Origin of the sequence: Candidatus Pseudothioglobus sp. Uisw_050_01 (genome assembly GCF_048085775.1) — a bacterium.
GTDB lineage: Bacteria > Pseudomonadota > Gammaproteobacteria > PS1 > Pseudothioglobaceae > Pseudothioglobus.
On sequence record NZ_CP159804.1, the window covers coordinates 733,985 to 752,354 of the forward strand.

16 protein-coding genes are annotated in these 18,370 nt (G+C 37.9%); 11 read left to right on the forward strand and 5 right to left on the reverse strand.

Annotated features, from left to right (window positions below):
- Window positions 1-124: 124 nt before the first annotated feature.
- Window positions 125-958, forward strand: coding sequence for a bifunctional methylenetetrahydrofolate dehydrogenase/methenyltetrahydrofolate cyclohydrolase FolD (gene folD / locus ABXT51_RS03680; protein ID WP_416696180.1), 834 nt, complete (start codon window positions 125-127; stop codon window positions 956-958).
- Between the two features lie 6 nt (window positions 959-964).
- Here folD and ABXT51_RS03685 read toward each other — a convergent pair whose 3' ends face one another.
- Together ABXT51_RS03685 and ABXT51_RS03690 are read right to left on the reverse strand one after the other, a co-directional pair.
- Window positions 965-2,125, reverse strand: a complete 1,161-nt coding sequence (locus ABXT51_RS03685; RefSeq protein ID WP_416696181.1) for an aromatic ring-hydroxylating oxygenase subunit alpha — start codon at window positions 2,123-2,125, stop codon at window positions 965-967.
- A 98-nt stretch (window positions 2,126-2,223) separates the two neighbouring features.
- On the reverse strand, window positions 2,224-3,114 hold the full coding sequence (locus ABXT51_RS03690; RefSeq protein ID WP_416653235.1) for a LysR substrate-binding domain-containing protein: 891 nt from the start codon (window positions 3,112-3,114) through the stop codon (window positions 2,224-2,226).
- Between the two features lie 392 nt (window positions 3,115-3,506).
- Between ABXT51_RS03690 and ABXT51_RS03695 the strand changes: the two genes are divergently transcribed.
- The 5 genes from ABXT51_RS03695 to ABXT51_RS03715 are packed head-to-tail and all read left to right on the forward strand — an operon-like array spanning window position 3,507 to window position 9,928.
- The gene (locus ABXT51_RS03695) at window positions 3,507-4,853 is read left to right on the forward strand and encodes an NAD(P)/FAD-dependent oxidoreductase (RefSeq protein ID WP_416688141.1); all 1,347 of its coding nucleotides are present in this window, start codon (window positions 3,507-3,509) and stop codon (window positions 4,851-4,853) included.
- A 3-nt stretch (window positions 4,854-4,856) separates the two neighbouring features.
- Window positions 4,857-6,119: a sarcosine oxidase subunit beta family protein gene (locus tag ABXT51_RS03700; protein WP_416679283.1), complete on the forward strand. Its 1,263-nt coding sequence runs from the start codon at window positions 4,857-4,859 to the stop codon at window positions 6,117-6,119.
- Window positions 6,120-6,130: 11 nt separating this feature from the next.
- A complete protein-coding gene (locus ABXT51_RS03705) occupies window positions 6,131-6,421 on the forward strand; it encodes a sarcosine oxidase subunit delta (protein ID WP_416696182.1) in 291 nt (96 codons plus the stop codon).
- Window positions 6,418-9,366, forward strand: coding sequence for a sarcosine oxidase subunit alpha family protein (locus ABXT51_RS03710; RefSeq protein ID WP_416696183.1), 2,949 nt, complete (start codon window positions 6,418-6,420; stop codon window positions 9,364-9,366). The genes ABXT51_RS03705 and ABXT51_RS03710 overlap by 4 nt, the downstream gene beginning before the upstream one ends.
- Window positions 9,359-9,928, forward strand: coding sequence for a sarcosine oxidase subunit gamma (locus ABXT51_RS03715; RefSeq protein WP_416679289.1), 570 nt, complete (start codon window positions 9,359-9,361; stop codon window positions 9,926-9,928). The genes ABXT51_RS03710 and ABXT51_RS03715 overlap by 8 nt, the downstream gene beginning before the upstream one ends.
- A 33-nt stretch (window positions 9,929-9,961) precedes the next feature.
- On the opposite strand, the gene hutC is transcribed toward ABXT51_RS03715, so the two are convergent.
- Entirely contained in the window at window positions 9,962-10,657 is a 696-nt protein-coding gene (gene hutC / locus ABXT51_RS03720) for a histidine utilization repressor (RefSeq protein WP_416696184.1), read from the reverse strand.
- A 96-nt stretch (window positions 10,658-10,753) separates the two neighbouring features.
- Between hutC and hutU the strand changes: the two genes are divergently transcribed.
- The 5 genes from hutU to ABXT51_RS03745 all read left to right on the forward strand — a co-directional run bounded on the left by hutU (window position 10,754) and on the right by ABXT51_RS03745 (window position 17,173).
- Window positions 10,754-12,397 (forward strand): urocanate hydratase, encoded by a 1,644-nt coding sequence (gene hutU, locus ABXT51_RS03725; RefSeq protein ID WP_416679292.1) that lies wholly within the window; start codon window positions 10,754-10,756, stop codon window positions 12,395-12,397.
- A 7-nt stretch (window positions 12,398-12,404) separates the two neighbouring features.
- Entirely contained in the window at window positions 12,405-13,898 is a 1,494-nt protein-coding gene (hutH, locus tag ABXT51_RS03730; protein ID WP_416679541.1) for a histidine ammonia-lyase, read from the forward strand.
- Window positions 13,895-15,106, forward strand: coding sequence for an imidazolonepropionase (gene hutI / locus ABXT51_RS03735; protein ID WP_416679293.1), 1,212 nt, complete (start codon window positions 13,895-13,897; stop codon window positions 15,104-15,106). Before hutH ends, hutI begins: the two co-directional genes overlap by 4 nt.
- Before the next feature lie 21 nt (window positions 15,107-15,127).
- Window positions 15,128-16,495 (forward strand): formimidoylglutamate deiminase, encoded by a 1,368-nt coding sequence (gene hutF / locus ABXT51_RS03740; protein ID WP_416696185.1) that lies wholly within the window; start codon window positions 15,128-15,130, stop codon window positions 16,493-16,495.
- A gap of 93 nt (window positions 16,496-16,588) precedes the next feature.
- The gene (locus ABXT51_RS03745; RefSeq protein ID WP_416696186.1) at window positions 16,589-17,173 is read left to right on the forward strand and encodes a HutD family protein; all 585 of its coding nucleotides are present in this window, start codon (window positions 16,589-16,591) and stop codon (window positions 17,171-17,173) included.
- Window positions 17,174-17,197: 24 nt separating this feature from the next.
- On the opposite strand, the gene ubiG is transcribed toward ABXT51_RS03745, so the two are convergent.
- Window positions 17,198-17,902 carry a bifunctional 2-polyprenyl-6-hydroxyphenol methylase/3-demethylubiquinol 3-O-methyltransferase UbiG gene (ubiG, locus tag ABXT51_RS03750; protein WP_416679299.1) on the reverse strand — a complete coding sequence of 235 codons (705 nt, stop codon included), beginning with the start codon at window positions 17,900-17,902 and terminating at the stop codon, window positions 17,198-17,200.
- A complete protein-coding gene (locus ABXT51_RS03755) occupies window positions 17,899-18,348 on the reverse strand; it encodes a peroxiredoxin (RefSeq protein ID WP_416696187.1) in 450 nt (149 codons plus the stop codon). The genes ubiG and ABXT51_RS03755 overlap by 4 nt, the downstream gene beginning before the upstream one ends.
- Window positions 18,349-18,370: the final 22 nt, after the last annotated feature.

The following is an 18,370-nucleotide window of genomic DNA, read 5'->3' on the forward strand; positions in this document are numbered from 1 at the left end:
AATCTAAGGTGATTTAAAGACTCTTTTTTAAAATTCAAACCTAATTGAAATTAATTACTAATTTAAATGTTGTTTGCCACGATAATATCACTTTTGTATTTATAAAATCTGGAGAGTTGTTAAGATGAAGATTATAGATGGCAGAGTTCTTGCTGAAAATCTTAGAAAAAATATTGCTAATGAGGTTAAGCAATATTCTAGACCTCCCGGTCTAGCAGTCATTTTAGTTGGTGATGATGAAGCTTCTAAGGTCTATGTAAGAAATAAATCTAAAGCTTGCGTCCAGGTTGGGTTTTATTCAGACCAAATACATAAATCATCAAATATTACTCAAGAGGAGTTATTGTCTGAAGTTAAAAGGCTGAATGAAAATAATAATATTGATGGCATCTTAGTTCAGCTTCCTTTGCCTGCTCACATTGATGCAAATGTAATAATTGAGTCGATTATTCCCGAAAAAGATGTTGACGGCTTTAGTAGTGAAAATATTGGCAAATTAAGTTTAAAGAAACCGTTCATTAGTCCTTGTACTCCAAGAGGCGTTATGAAAATGTTAGCTTCTATCAAGTGCGACTTAAGGGGTAAGGATTGCGTAATCATTGGCGCTTCAAATATTGTTGGAAGACCAATGGCAATGGAGCTTCTTAATGCTGGTGCTACAGTTCAAGTTTGCCACAAGGAGACAAAAGATATAAAGCTTAAAACTAAGTCAGCAGATGTTATTGTTGCCGCTGCTGGAGTTGCAAACTTAGTAAATGCTGACTGGATAAAAGAAGGCGCCGTTATTATTGATGTTGGTATTAATAGACTTGATGATGGATCTTTGACCGGAGATGTAGATTATGAAGCTGTCAAAGGTATGGTCTCTGCTATCTCTCCTGTTCCTGGAGGTGTTGGTCCAATGACTATTGCAGTATTACTTGAAAATACTTTAACAGCCTATAAAGCAAGACTATAAATTAGCTTACTGCTTTTCCCTGAAGTCTTTTAAAAATTTCGCTACCCACTGATGAAAACAGTGAGTAGCACTGTCCATTACTGGTGAGAATTTTCCGCCATCAAACATTAATCCACTTCTTCCGCGCTGCATTCCCTCTACAACTCCAATATCTTCGCTAAATACAGTTTTCCAAAAAGACGCATTAGAGTCTATAAGTTTTTTTAGTTCTGGCATTTCAGAAGGATCTTTTGCATAATATAGTGAGACATGCTCAATTGTTTTATTTGTAGAGATTGGCTCTATAATTATTGAAAAAAAGTGATCCCTATGAACCCCTAAAAGTACATTTGGGTACAAGGCTATATACTCACTTTTAGTGTCCCACTCATCTGACAAATTTTCAAAATCTGGAAATACCTTGCCACCATCACTTTTCATTTGGTTATAGACATGAGAGCCTTGCCCAGAGAAATGACCCATCTCCTCAATATGATAGTGATCTTCTATACTTGAAGTAACATTAAGCTCAGGGTGGACCCAAGGAAGATGGTAGCTTTCACAATAGTTTTCAACTGCTAGCTTCCAGTTAGTATCCAGATTAAGTTCGAATGAAGAGCTCTCACCTCCATGATGAAGCGGTTTTTCAAACTCAGACCATCTCGCAATTGCTTTTGAAGCGTAATCAGTAAACTCCTTAGCAGAATTAGAAATATTTACAAAGATAACGTCTTGCCAGACCGCAGATCGAATTTTAAAGAGACCAAGCTCTTCATTTTTAATAGACTCATGAGTATTTATATCCGTTCCTCCAACCATGGGTGTTGCACACAAATCGCCATCAAGATTGTAACACCAGCTATGATATGGACAGCTTATCACTCCTTTTATGTTTGTTGGCTGATCAATTAATATCATCCCTCTATGGCGACAAGTATTTTGAAATACATTAATATCTCCATTTGAGTTGCGAACCAACATCAAAGGCATTCCAACAAAGTTCAGTGGCTTTATATCGCCTGGATTAGGTATATCATTGCCGGTACCAATAGCTGACCAATTGTCAAACAAAATTGCTTTTTTTTCTTCATCAAAAACAGCGTTACTGACATAGTGCTCGTTAGGTAGTCCTTTAGCTTTATCAGTTGATGTTAGGACAGAGTCTAAGTTACTAAGTGGAATAGACATGAAGAAAAAGTTGAAGTAAAAAACGCTATGATACTATCAGCGTAAAGTAATTATTCTTAATAAAATTACTCTAAAAAATTGAATATATTTCAATTAATTTATGATTTTGAAATTAGAAAATCTCTAAGAATTTTAACATTTTCAGGTAGTAAATCTTCTTTTTCACTCATAATGTATATCGCCGATGGAGCTGGTATTGATGTGTCGCCCAGAACAACAAGCTCTCCACTATCAATTTTAGGTTTACACAGACGCTTCCAGCCTAAGACTATTCCCATTCCATCAGAAGCAGCTTGAAGGGCAATCATATAATTATTGACATGAGTTCCTGGTGAGATTTTTCCTTTGTATCCAAGAGCATTAAACCAAGAGAACCAATTTGACCAATTTTTATCTTTTGCTCTGAGATGAATGAGAGGCGCTTGCGCTAAATCTTCAACAGTAATATTTGGGTATTCTTTGGCAAAACTAGGACTACATACTGGAACAAGTTCATCTTGAAAAAGAGTGTGCTTTTGATTTGACTCATTCTCAACAAAACCATAGCAAATTTTTAAATCAACAGCAATCCCTTGAGAGTCAGGATTATCAGTTACATGTTGATTAACAGGTATTTCTGGATGTTGTTTCCAAAACTCTGCTAAATGAGGTGGTAGCCAAAGAAAAGAAATGGCTGTAGTCGCACTAATAATTACCTCTTTATCTGTAGCAGAGCGCCTAAGATTTGCAAGTGTTGAAGAAATTGCTGTAAAGCTACTTTGAAGAACAGCAAATAAAGATTCTCCGTGATCGGTTAAATTATTACCATGGTGTTTTCTATCAAATAACGAAAGACCAAGTTCGGTTTCTAAAAACTTAATTTGGTGGCTAACTGCACCTGGAGTAACTCCAAGTTCTTCAGCAGCACCCTTAAAGCTTCTATGACGAGCAGCAGTCTCAAACGTTGCAAGAGAGGTTAGTGGCGGTAATTTATAGTATCTACGAGACATGGTTGTTTCCTAAATGTTGAATCCAAGTATACTTACTTTTTGTATATACAGCCTTCATAATAGACCTTTTTTAACTATATTAGAGCAAATATTCATAATTAAATATAACTGGTACTTTTTTAATACATGTTTTTTCAAGCTCTATTTAACCGCTTATATTGCATAATTAGCTAAATATATTTAAAATATTATTAATTTATGGGTCATTCATAAAACTTAAAGAAAGTATATTATTTTTTTATATATAACTATAGAATTATTTTCACTTTAGTTTGAATTTTTTAACTACTTAGTGCTTTCAATTTAAAGATAATAATGATAACTAAAAAACTAGATTTTATTTAAATTTAAGCTTTCATTTCTATAAACAAAAAAATACAAGGAGTTTTAGTATGTCTTTACCAAGTCAAGCCGAATATGTTATTGCTGGTGCAGGAATTCATGGATTATCAACTGCATGGAGATTAGCTGAGCGACTCACTGCAAATGGAGAGGGTGTTAATGGTCGTATTGTCATAATTGATAAGGCAAATAGAATTGCAGCTGGAGCAACTGGAATTGCTTGCGGTGTTGTTCGTAATAATTATTTTCAACCTGCTATGAGAAAATTGATGGCCCATTCAGTTAGTATCTGGGAAAGCGATCCAGATGCTTTTAGTTATCATCCAAACGGATATATGCAAATTTCATGCGAAAAAATGCGTGAGGATGTTAAACAAATCCATGCTGAACAAGCTGCAATTGGCTATGAAAGTGTTTTTATTGAGGGTGAGGAAGAGTCGCGTGATTACATGCTAAATATGTTTGATGACTGGCAAGCTCAAGGAATTACTTCAGTTCTTCATGAAAAGCCAGGTGGCTATGCAAATAATGTTAAAGCGATGGAAGGCCTTTCTAAAAAAGTATTGGATTTAGGTGTTACTGTAGTTCTTGAAACTGAGATAACAGGTTTTGTTTCTGAGGGAAATGGTCAAAGAGTTACTGCAGTTGAGACAGATAAAGGAACAATTGCATGTGACAACCTAATTATAGGAGCGGGTCCTTGGGTTCGTGATTTTTGGCGTATGTTAGGCCTTCCTTCTCAAATTGAATTAAAGGATCTTGAAGGTGAGGTTCATCAAGATATTGATATGTGGCGTTTTTGGCAGTTAGAAGAGGGTGTCTTAGAAATTGATCCTGAAACTTTAGTAACCAATGATGGTAAGATTCCGCCAGTGCTTCATATTGATACTGATGCGCCTTTGTATTCTACTGTAGATGGCTCACTTATTACGGATGAGCTATGGGGAATATATTATAAGCCTGATTGGAGCTTTGGTGGCATCCAGGGAGGGGCTTCACCTTATACAGTTGATACACCTGTTAATGAAGTTGCTATCGATCCATATGGCCCTGAAAGTAAAGAGTTTACAGCAAGTAAAGATTTCCCTGAAATGTGGGTTTCTGCTCTTGCGCATTGTCATAAAAGATTTGAAGGTATGATGCCTCATTATCATAAAGAGGCATCAGGCGGAATTGGTTGCTTTACTCCAGATAGTTTCCCTGTAATTGATACTTACAATGAAAATGTAACAATAATTGCAGATAGTAATCATGGATATAAAATGCTAGGTGTCGGCTGTTTAGTTGCTGAAGAGTTATTAGGTGAAAAGCAAGAGCTTCTAGAACCATTTAGGTTTAGCCGCTTTCAAGCAGGCAAGTTACATCCAGTTTCCAATAGTCCTTATCCTTGGAGCTAAAAAGTGAGTAAAACACGCTTTTCTGGCTTTAAGGTTCTCAAAGAAGCGCTAACTGGTCATAAAGGCTGGGAGCCAACTTGGCGTGATGCTGAGCCAAAATCTGATGGGTATGATGTTGTCATCGTTGGTGGAGGCGGTCATGGTTTAGCGACTGCTTACTATTTAGCAAAAAATCATGGTATTACTAATGTTGCTGTTGTTGAAAAAGGTTGGATAGGCGGTGGTAATGTTGGAAGAAATACAACCATTATTAGATCAAATTATTTACTGCCTGGAAATGAACCTTTTTATGAATTTTCACTGAAGCTTTGGGAGAATCTTGAGCAAGATTTAAACTATAACGCAATGGTTTCTCAGCGCGGTATTATGAATTTAATCCATTCTGATGCTCAGCGTGATGCATTTATTCGAAGAGGTAACGGCATGTTATTTGCTGATGCGGGCTGTGAATTTATAGAAGCAAAAGAAGTAAAAGAAAGGTATCCATTTTTAGATATGGATAACCCAAGATTCCCAATTAAAGCTGCTTTAGCTCAGCCTCGTGGTGGAACGGTTCGTCATGATGCTGTCGCTTGGGGATACGCAAGAGGCGCTAGTGATCTTGGAGTGGATATTATTCAAAACTGTGAGGTTACAGGCTTTAACATTGAAAATGGTAAATGTTTAGGCGTTCAAACAACTAAAGGTGAAATTAAAGCTGGAAGAGTTGGAGTTTGCGTTGCAGGCTCATCTGGAAGAGTAATGGCTAAAGCTGGAATTAAACTACCCATTGAAAGTCATGTTCTTCAAGCTTTTGTAACTGAAGGCCTTAAGCCAGTAATGGACAATGTGATAACTTTTGGTGCTGGGCACTTTTATTGCTCACAGTCTGACAAAGGCGGTCTTGTTTTTGGCGGCGATATTGATGGCTATAACACCTATGCTCAACGTGGAAACCTGCCTGTTGTTGAAGATGTTTGCTCTGGTGGTATGGCTATAATGCCGATGATAGGACGTGCTAGATTGCTTAGAATGTGGGGAGGGGTTATGGATATGTCAATGGACGGCTCACCATTTATAGATAGCACTGAAATTGATGAATTATTTTTTAATGGTGGTTGGTGTTATGGTGGTTTTAAAGCAACACCTGCTAGTGGTTACTGTTATGCCCACTTACTTGCTACAAACTCATCGCACGAGGTAGCAACGGCATATAAGCTTGATCGATTTAGACGCGGCGCAATGATAGATGAGAAAGGTGTTGGCGCTCAACCAAATCTGCATTAGGAGGACATAATATGATAATAAATCATCCATTACTTGGCCCTCGTGATTCTGAAGAATTTGTTTACCTAGGTTCAGCTGATCTTATAAAACGTCCCACTAATTGGGAGCAAGATGCATCTGCTGAAGACTTTTACCAATACCAATATATTAGAGAAAATATTGCTGGCGATCATCGTGAGCTTTGGTACCACGAGCAGGGCGATCAGTCTTGGTTGGTTGTTACTAGAAATACTTTATCACATGAAATTCTTAAGGTTGAGTTAGCTCAAGATGTTTCAAGAGGCATAGGTAGAGGAAAATGAGACAAATTAATCGAATAAAAGGCGGCTTAGTAAATCAAAAAAAATCTATAAGCTTTACTTTTAATGGTCATATATTAACTGGTTATGAAGGCGATACGCTTGCATCAGCCTTACTTGCCAATAATAAAAAATTAGTTGGGCGCTCTTTTAAGTACCATCGTCCGCGTGGTATAGTTACTGCCGGCTCTGAGGAGCCAAACGCAATCATGGAGATTGGAAATGGTCCCTATAAAGATCCAAATACTAGAGCAACTGTTACAGAGTTATATGACGGATTAGAAGCAAATAGTCAAAACCATAAAGGCCCATTAGGCTTTGATCTTATGGCTATTATAGATTTTTTATCTCCACTTGTTGGTGCTGGTTTTTATTATAAAACTTTTATGTGGCCTAAAGCTTTTTGGGAAAAGTTTTATGAGCCTGCAATTCGAAATGCTGCTGGACTAGGAACTCTCTCGACTGAGCCTGATCCAGATACATATGATAAAGGTTTTCGTTATTGTGATATTCTAATTATTGGTGCTGGCGCAACTGGGTTATCAGCTGCAATTACGGCTGCTAGCTCTGGCGCAAAAGTTATACTTGCTGATGAAGATTTTTTAATGGGTGGAAGGCTAAATACTGAGTCCATAAAAATTAATGGTATGTCTGGCAGTAAGTGGGCAAAAGATACAGTTGCTGCTTTAAGCGCAATGGAAAATGTTACATTGATGTCTGACACGACTATTTTTGGCGTTTATGATCATGGTATTTATGGCGCAATCGAAAATAGAGCGTCAGAAGCTAGGGAAGATAAAAATAAGCCTCGTCAGGTGAATTGGAGAATTTATGCTAAACGTTCAATTCTTTGTGCTGGTGCAATTGAAAGATCGATAGCTTTTGGAAATAATGATCGTCCTGGCATAATGCTTGCAAGCGCTGTGAGATCTTATGCAAATAGATTTGCAGTTGCTACAGGTGATAAAGTTTCAGTCTATACAAATAATGATGATGGCTGGAATACTGCGAGAGACTTGGGTTTAAAAAATATAAGAGTTATTGCTGTAATTGATTCGCGCTCAATTAAACCTGTTTTAAGAGTTCCAGGTGCTGAGATTTTTATGGGCACAAATGTGGTTGATACTAAGGGTCGAAAAGCACTTAAATCGATAAAGCTTTCTAATGGTAAGTCAATAGACACAGATTGCTTAGCTGTTTCAGGTGGATGGAATCCAAACTTACATTTAACATGTCATCACCGAGGGATTCCAAAATGGAATGAAGAAATTGCATCCTTTATTCCAGATGAATCAAATCCACCTGGTATGTCGGTTGCGGGAAGAGCTAAAGGAACAATGGTTTTGTCTGATGCAATTATTGAAGGGCACAATGAGGGTTCGTCTGTCGCTTTAGATCTAGGCTACAATGTTAAAGAATTAGATCCAGCTGAAACTCAAACAGTTTTATATAGCGTAACTGCAAACTGGGGGGTTCCAAGTGGAAAAAATCGTGCTTGGGTCGATCTTCAAAATGACGTTACTGCAAAAGATATTAAGCTTGCAAACCAAGAGGGATTTAAATCAGTTGAGCATGTTAAGCGCTATACAACGTTAGGTATGGCTACTGACCAAGGTAAAACTGCTAACGTTCTTGGAATTGGTATTATGGCTGACAATATGGGTCAAACCATGGAAGAGACTGGAACTACGATATTTAGGCCTCCATATTCTCCAGTAGCAATTGGAGCATTTTCTGGAAGAAGGCGTGGGATGGAATTTTATCCAACGCGTTATACTCCAAGCCATAAATGGTCTGTTGAGCAAGATGCTATTTTTGTTGAGGTTGGAATGTGGTATCGCTCTCAATGGTTTCCACTTCCAGGCGAGACTCATTGGCGTGAATCTGTTGACCGTGAAGTAAAGCAAACAAGGGCATCAGTTGGTATTTGTGATGTAACAACTCTTGGTAAGATCGATATTAAAGGTGCTGATGTTTCAGAGTTCCTTAACAAAGTCTATGTAAATGCTTTTGCAAAAGTGCCAGTGGGTAAAACTCGTTATGGCTTAATGCTTCGTGAAGATGGTATGGTAATGGATGATGGAACAACCGCAAGGCTTTCTGAAAATCATTTTGTAATGACCACAACTACTGCAAATGCTGTAAATGTTTATCGTCATTTACAATTTTGTCATCAATGCTTATGGCCTGATCTAGATGTACACATGATTTCAGTTACAGAGCAGTTTGCACAGTATGCAGTTGCTGGTCCAAACTCTCGTAAATTACTTCAAAAAGTTATTGATTCTGATTGTGATATTTCAAATGAAGCATTCCCATACATGGGTGCTGGTGAGATTACAGTTTGCGGCGGAATACCTGCAAGGCTGTTTAGAATATCATTTTCAGGTGAATTGGCGTATGAAATTGCTGTTCAAACTCGCTATGGCGACTCACTCATGAGAGTCCTAATGGAGGCAGGTGAAGAATTTAATGTTGTGCCTTATGGAACCGAAGCCCTAGGCGTAATGCGAATTGAAAAAGGTCACGCTGCTGGTCCAGAGCTTAATGGTCAAACTAGCGCCTATGACTTAGGAATGGGTGGGATGATTTCTGGCAAGAAAGACTTTATAGGTTACAAGCTTGGATTGCGTGAAGACCTTCTTCGTGACGATCGCATGCAGATGGTTGGTTTTAAGCCAGTAAATACTCAAGATCTTCTTCAGGCTGGCTCACACCTCCTTAATTTAAGAGATAAGCCATCGACTGAAACAGATCAAGGTTGGATTTCATCTTGTATTTATTCACCAATATTAGGTCACTATATTGGTATTGGTTTTATTAAGAGCGGACACAGCCGTAAAGGCGAATTTGTTCGAGCAGTTGACTTAGTGAGAGGCAATGATATTGAAGTTGAGATATGCAGCCCTCACTTTGTTGATCCAGAAGGAGAGCGTTTGCGTGTCTGATTATGAATTAGTAGTAGAATCCGCACTTGATGGTGCTGAGCATCAGTTTGAGGGAGTAACTGTCTCAGAAGTTGTTGGTAAGTCATTAGTTATGGTTGCATTACCAAGGTCCAAATTTAAAGAGATTGAGTCATCAATGACAAAGTCTTGTGGCCTATCGCTTCCTGAAATGGAACAATCAACTCAATCTAAAGACTCATCCATAACGCTTTGGCGTTTACAGAAAAACCAAGTTCTAGCTTATTTTTCTTATGAAGGAAATGATGCGGAAGCAAATATTGCAAACAGATTAAATGCTCCTGCCTACTATACTGATCAATCTGATACTTGGGCGATGATTAGGGTTAATGGTCCAAGAAGCAGAGATGTTTTGGAGCGAATTTGTCCAATCGATTTAAGTAAAAATGTATTTTCTGTTGGTAATGTCTCTAGAACTATTATGGAGCATATAGGAACGATAATTTATAGAGATAAAGAAGACTCCTATGTTCTTCTAACGATGCGATCTTTCGGAGTCTCAATGCTGCATGCTATAGAAGTATCAGCGAAGAATGTTTTGTAATTAAATTTAGTTTCATTAGTAGTTTCAGAAAAATCAAGTCTCTAAACGATAACGATTACCTGGATGTGTTAATCTGCTAAAGGTAACTGGGATGTTATCACTCCATGTCACTCTAGAAATTAAAATACAAGGCATTAACGGTTCAATTTGTAAATATTTTGCAGTCACTTTATCTGCAGCAATAGCTTCAACAATATGCTGAGCTCCAGACAGAGGAAGTATTTTTTTGAGATAGTGATTTGCCGTTACTTTACTAAGATCAATATCTAAATAGTCAGGAGCCGAGTCTTTATTGATATAACGCTCCTCTAATTGAATAGGCTGGTCATTTTCAAAATGAAGAACCAGTGAATAAAATATGTGAGACTCAGACTTTAGGCTAAGGTGATGACAGGCTTGTAATGGTGCAACAATTTCTTTTTGTTGAAGTGCTATCGAGTGAAAGCGATTTCCACGTGACTTGACCTCTTTAGCAATATCTCTAATCTGTAAGGCAGATTTAATGGGCTTGTTTTCGTTAACAAAGGTGCCTAAACCTTGAATACGGTACAAGACGCCTTCTTCAGTAAGCTCTCTTAGAGCTCTATTGGCTGTCATACGACTTACTCCAAACTGCTCACAAAGTTTATTTTCCGAAGGCACTTGGCTGTGCTCAAGCCATTGTTGGCTATTTATGCCTTCAATAATATGACGTTTTAAGGCTTGATAATGGGGAGTATTTTTTTGCATATTTCTATTATACGCAACTCTTAAAAAATTGATTGTCTATACTTGTATATACAAGTATACTTTTGGTACATAGATAATTAAATAATAGGAACCAAAATGATTAAAGCACCACATGGGAATAAATTAAGTTGCAAAGGATGGCATCAAGAGGCTGCTATGCGTATGCTAATGAATAATTTAGATCCTGATGTGGCAGAACATCCAGAAGATCTTATCGTCTATGGAGGTAATGGAAAAGCAGCTCGTAATTGGGATTGTTATCATAAAATTATTTCTACATTACAACGACTAGAAAATGATGAAACACTTTTAATTCAGTCGGGTAAACCTGTTGGTGTTTTTAGAACGCATGAAGAGTCACCACGAGTCATTATTGCAAACTCTCACTTAGTCCCTAGATGGGGGACTTGGGATAAATTTCGAGAATATGAACAAGCTGGCTTAACTATGTATGGACAAATGACTGCTGGCTCATGGATATATATTGGCTCTCAGGGAATTCTGCAGGGTACTTACGAAACTTTTGCTGAGTGTGCTAAACAAAATTTTGATGGTGAGTTAGTGGGTAGATTAGTGGTTACAGCAGGTCTTGGTGGTATGGGCGGAGCTCAGCCGTTAGCTGCAACCATGAATGGTGGCTCTTGCCTAGCAATTGAAGTTGATGAGTCTCGCGCACAAAAGCGTTTAGAGAAGGGTTATGTTGATGAAATATGCTATAACCTCGATGAAGCATTAGAAAAAGTACTAAAAGCAAAAGAGCAAAAGCAACCTTTATCGGTAGCTATTGTTGCCAATGTTGCCGACGTTTTGCCTGAAATGTTAAAGCGAGGTATTATTCCTGATGTATTGACAGATCAAACATCTGCCCATGACTTGTTGTTGGGTTATCTTCCATCGGGATATAACGTTAAAGAGTCTGAAGAGTTTCGTACTAAAGATTCAAAAGGTTATCAAGAGGCTGTATTGGATTCGATGCAAGTGCATATTGGTGCAATGCTAGAAATGCAAAAACAAGGTGCTATAACTTTTGATTATGGCAATAACATACGCGGCCAAGTTGCTGATCATCGTGGAATGAGTGAGGCTTTTGATATTAAAGGTTTTGTACCACTCTACATTCGTCCATTATTCTGTGAGGGATCTGGACCTTTCAGATGGGCTGCACTCTCAGGTGACCCTAAAGATATTCACGTTACTGATAAGGCTATTTTAGAGACTTTTCCTCAAAATGAGTCTCTTGCTAAGTGGATTCATAAGGCACAAAATCAAATTCAATTCCAAGGTCTTCCTGCTAGAATCTGTTGGCTAAAGTATGGAGAGCGAGAAGAAATGGGGCTTAAATTTAATTGGTTAGTCAAAAAAGGTAAGGTTGCTGCTCCAATTGTAATCGGAAGAGATCATTTAGATTGTGGATCAGTTGCATCACCGAATCGAGAAACAGAAGGTATGAAAGATGGTTCAGACGCTATTGCAGATTGGCCACTATTAAACGCTATGCTTAATACTGCTTGTGGTGCTAGCTGGGTTTCTATTCACCATGGCGGCGGCGTGGGTATTGGTTATTCAATTCATTCAGGCATGGTAAGTGTTGCTGACGGAACGGCAATGGCTGATCGCCGGTTATCACGAGTTCTTTCAGCAGATCCAGGAACTGGTGTTATGCGTCATGCAGATGCAGGTTATGATGTTGCTATTAAAACTGCGAAAAACAAAGGCGTTGATTTGCCAATGATAGGGTGAAAAATTGATTACTTTAGATAATATTTATAAGGACCTTGAGCGAACGATTGACGCGCTATATCAAGATAAGAGTGCACTAGAAAAATCACGCGCTATAGTTGATCATGCTCTTGATGATGGTAATAGCTATTACGGAATAAACACTGGGTTTGGTTTTCTAGCAAATAAAAAAATTGACGCAGAGCAGCTGGAAAAATTACAGCATAACTTGTTATTAAGTCACGCTGTTGGTCTTGGAGATTCTATACCAAAAAATATTACTAAGTTAATGTTACAACTTAAAATTGTTGCTCTTAGTTTGGGTTATTCAGGTGTTTCAGTTGAGGTTGTAGAACGTCTCATGTTATTTTTGAAAAATGACTGGATACCAGTTGTACCTAGCAAAGGTAGTTTAGGTGCTTCGGGAGATTTAGCGCCTTTGGCGCATTTAGCTCTGCCATTATTAGGAAAGGGCTACTTTTGGAGTGCTAAAGATAACGAGCAACTTAGGGCAAAAACTGTCCTTAAAAATGCAAATTTAGAGCCAATTAATCTTAAGGCAAAGGATGGCCTTGCACTTATTAATGGCACTCAAATGATGACAGCCTATGGCGCGCATATTTTGGAGAGAGCAAACAGCTTATTAAAAAATGCCGATATTTTAGCAGCTATTTCTTTAGAAGCTTTGATGGGAAGTGCTCGCCCCTTTGATGAACGCATTCAAGCTATAAGGCCTCATCCAGGGCAAAAGGCTGTAGCTTCGAATATTCGCCTACTCTTAACAGACTCAGCGATATTGGAAAGTCATAAAAATTGTGATAAAGTGCAAGATCCTTATTCACTTCGTTGTATTCCTCAAGTGCATGGAGCTACTCGTGATTTATTGGAGTACGCATCCCGAGTAATTGAGCGAGAACTTAATTCAGTTACGGATAATCCTTTGGTTTTTAATGATGGTGACATAATCAGTGGAGGTAATTTTCATGGACAACCGCTAGCTCTAGCTATGGATTCTGCGGCTATTGCAATAGCAGAGATTGCTAGTATTGCTGAGCGTCGAATTTATTTATTATTGCGCGGTCTGGATGGACTCCCAACTGTATTAGTGAATGACTCTGGTATCAATTCTGGTTTTATGATTCCGCAATATACAGCTGCCTCATTAGTTTCACACAATAAGGTGCTTTGTCATCCTGCATCTGTTGACTCTATTCCATCATGCTTAGGACAAGAAGACCATGTGAGTATGGGCAGTATTTCTGCTATTAAGCTATTGGAAGTGTTAAATAATGTTGAGCAAGTTTTAGCAATTGAAGCTTTTACTGCAGCTCAAGCACTCGACTTTCGTAAACCTTTAAAAGCTGGCAAAGGAGTGGAGGCAGCGCATCAGGAGATTCGCAAAAGAGTGTCTCATAAAGATGCAGATGAGTTTTTTGGAGATGATATTGATGCTTGTATTGATATGCTAAGAGGTAATCACATCCTTAAAGAGGTAGAAAAAAAAATAGGTAAGCTTCAATGAATCGAATTGAAAATATTACAATAGCTCAATGCTTAGATCAAGGTGTTCAAAATGATGTTCATTTGATTGAAAATGCCACAGTTGTCTGGCAAGAAGATATTATTGTATGGGTTGGAAAAACAAAAGAGATGCCAGAGCAATATGAGCATAGCAATATTGTCCTTCAAAATGGAGGTTTTTTAGTTCCAGGATTGATTGATTGCCACACTCATTTAGCTTTTGGTGGCTGGAGGGCAGATGAGTTTGGTGAGCGAGTTTCTGGCACTCCTTATGCCGAAATTACCAAGCGAGGTGGCGGCATTTCATCAACTGTTGCCGATACACGAGCAGCCAGTAAAGAAGAGTTGATTGAAAAAGCGAATGGGTTTTTAACTGAAATGACAGCTTTAGGAGTCACAACTGTTGAATGTAAGAGTGGTTATGGACTCAATATTGATGATGAGTTTAAGATTTTAAGTGCTTATGATGATCTAAAAAAAATTACCTCTTTGACCTTAGTGTCGACATTTTTGGGCGCGCATTTAGTTCCAAAAGAAACGTCAAGAGAGGCTTATTGTCGAATGATAATTGAAGAAATGATTCCTAAAATTGCAGAGCAGAAGTTGGCTGAATTTTGTGATATATTTATTGATGATCATGCTTTTACTCAGACTGAAGCTCGACCAATTATTGAGGCTGCCAAAGCACATGGATTAAAAATAAAACTTCATGTAGATCAACTTAGTGGGGATGGCGGTGCAGAATTTGCTGCTGATTGTGGAGCCTTTTCAGCTGATCATTTGGAATATGTGTCTGAAGAGGGCATCAAAGCACTAAAAAAATCAGGAACTATAGCTGTTACCCTTCCTTTAGCTAGTCTTTATACCTTTCAAAAATCTCTTAATGCAAGAATGCTCATTGATGCTGGGGTAGAGGTTGCTTTGGCAACAGATTTTAATCCCGGTTCAGCTCCAAGTAATCACTTACCATTAGCTATGATGTTGGGTTGTACGCTTAACCGGATGAGCCCTAAAGAAACGTTAAAGGCGGTAACTCTTTATGCAGCTAAAGCTTTAGATAAGGCTGATAAAATTGGCTCTATAGAAGTTGGAAAGTGCGCAGATTTTGCGTTAATAGACACGCCATCAATTGAGCATTGGATGTATCATTTTAAAGCCAATGCTAATTGTTTGACAGTGAAAAATGGACATATCATTTATCAACTGTAATACCATTAAAAGGATTTTTAGATGAAAAACTGGAAATTTAAAGGAATGTATCTTAAGAAGGGGTGGATTTCACCTGCCTATGTCAGCACTGATGATAATGGTAAAATTTTAAGCATTGACTCCCATTCTTCTTTAGCAGTTGATGAATCTGTTGAAGGTTACGCAATTTCTCCTATTCCTAATGCTCATTCACATGCCTTTCAATATGTTATGGCTGGCCTAACTGAGAATATTCCAAAAGGACACCAGGGAGATAACTTCTGGTCTTGGCGTGAGCGAATGTATGCAGTTGCAGACCAAGTAAATCCTGAACAAATGGAAGTTATTGCCTCAATGCTTTATGCTGAAATGCTAAGGTTAGGATATGATCAAGTAGTAGAATTTCACTATTTAAATAAAGATTCAAATGGCCAGTCTTATAATAATCCAAATGAAATGGCTGAGCGATTAATTAGTGCTGCAAAGCGAGTAGGTATGAAAATTACAATGACTCCTGTTTACTATCGTACTGCCGGTTTTAATCAGGGGCCTTCTGAAGCGCAGCGTCGCTTTCAGTATGAGTCAACGGATGCTTATTTTTCTCAAATTGAGGATTTAATAAGCAAATACCAGGATGATTCTGAAGTCAAAATTGGTTATGGGCAGCATTCTCTGAGGGCAGCCGACGTTGAGGAGACTAAAGAAATTTTTGCATATAGCTCCCAAATGCCATGCCATATTCATATTTCAGAGCAAACTCAGGAGGTTGAAGGTTCTTTGAAGCATCTTGGTGCTCGTCCAGTTGAGTGGCTAGCAAATGAAGTAGGTATGGGCAAAAATACTAACTTAATTCATAGTACTCATATAACTGACAATGAAATGCAAAGCATAATTAGAGCAAAAGCTAATGTGGTGATTTGCCCAAGTACTGAGGGTAATTTGGGTGATGGATATTTCCCAATTTCAGATTTTATTGAGGCAGGAGGTCGTTGGTGTATTGGCTCTGATTCTCACATTGGTATTAATCCTTTTGAAGATTTAAGATTGTTAGATTATGGTCAGAGAATGAGTAAGCAGAAACGAAATATTATGCTTAATGGTAGGCCAGGTGATAGTGCTGCAATTTCTTATGATACTGTCTTTGATAATGGCCATTTGGCTGCAGGTGAGAGTAAAAATGATTATTTTCAAGTGGGAGATGATCTAGATGCTTTAATTATCAACTCTCACTCGCCTTTAATGACAAGAGATGCGAATGATGGCCGGTTATCAACAATTGTCTATGCGCTTGATAATTCTGCTATCTATGGTCGTATAAAGTCTGGAGAATGGTTGGTTAGGGGTGGTTTACATATCAATTATGACGAAATTATTAAGGATTTTAGTCAGACTGTAAATGATATCAATTAATTCTGAGGCATGAACATATGTTCAGATTTATTGTGAAAATTAGCTTGAAGTGATTTATTTTGAGATAAGAGCTCTCAATGCCCTCAAGAAATCATGATGAAGCCATTTAAAATATATTCACCTCAGAGTTTTCAGACACTCCCCTGGAGAAATGGTTTAGGCTCAACTGTTGAACTATTGGCTGAAACTCCAAATAAAAACGAGGCCTTTTCTTGGCGCTTAAGTATTGCATCAGTTGCCAACGATAGCCCTTTTTCTGATTTCAGTGGTTATGATCGTACTTTGTTATTACTCGAAGGTTCTGGGATAACCCTCAATAAGCCTAATGGAATCTTTAAAGTGCTAAATTCATCATTTGATTATGCAAATTTTAAAGGTGAGGATTTGATTGACGCTACTCTTCATAATGGCCCTATTAAAGATTTTAATATTATGACTTTACGTTCGATTTGTACCTCAAGTGTCACAGCTATTGATGAAACTAGCGAGTCTTTACTTAATATTAATGCTGATAAATTACTAGTGTACAGTATCAAGCCAGTCAATATTCAAATTGGGTTGGAGGCAAGTATTAGTCTTGAGGCCAATCATTTGTTGCAATTTAATTACTATATAAACAACACAATGATATTAGATAAAACTCAGGCAATTGTGATTCAAATTAACTACAAAAAATAAGATATCAATTTGTTTATTTTGTTTCTACCTCTTTTTGTATTGCGTCATATAATTAACGCTTACATCATCACCTAGTTTGTATTTTTTAGTAATTGGGTTGTAAGTCATTCCAATCATTGAGCTAATTGATAAATCCCAAGTTCGAGCCCAACCATCAATCTCACTTGGGCGTATAAACTTCTCGTAGTTATGAGTCCCCTTAGGTAGGAGATTTAAAATATATTCTGCACCAACAATAGCAAAGAAATATGCTTTTGGATTTCTATTTATTGTCGAGAAAAAAACCCTTCCATTTGACTTAACTAATTTAGAGCAAGCTTCAATAACTAATGATGGGTCTGGAACATGCTCTAGCATTTCAAGACATGCTATGACATCAAAAGACTCTTGTTCAGATTCTACTAATTCTTCTGCAGATATAAACTTATAGTCAATATCAAGGCCAGATTCCAGCAAATGAAGTTTAGCAACTTCAAGGCCTGCTTCAGCGAGATCAATACCAACCACAGTAGCTCCTTCAAGGGCCAGGGATTCACTCAGAATTCCGCCGCCACAGCCTATATCAAGAATGCGTTTTCCTTGAAGAGATCCACCACACTGCTCTTTGATATAGTTAAGACGAAGCGGATTAATATCATGAAGCGGTTTAAACTCTGAATTTTTGTCCCACCAGCGCGCTGCTAGGACTGCAAATTTATTTACCTCTTCGTGGTCAACGTTTGAGTTCATAGTGCCTTTATAAAGTCAAGTACTTCTTCAGCATGACCATCCACCTTGACTTTATCCCACTGCTTGAGAATGTCTCCGTCCGGGCTAATAACAAAAGTCGATCTGACGATACCGATGTGCTCTTTACCATACATTTTTTTAAGCTTTAAAACATCAAACTGCTTACACAAAGACTCGTCCTCGTCTGAGATTAGGTCGATTGTGTAGTTGAACTTGTTGATGAATTTTTCGTGCGATGCAATGGAGTCTCTAGAGACGCCATAGATCACTGAATTATTTGCAGCAAAGTCATCATTGAGCCTAGTAAAGTCGTTACCTTCAATGGTGCATCCAGGGGTGTCATCTTTTGGATAAAAGTAGAGAACAATGTTTCTTCCTTGGTTGTCAGGAATGTCAATTTTTAGATTACTTGTGGCGACACATGTAGTAGGGTTTATTTTATTCATATACGATATAATCTCATGGCTT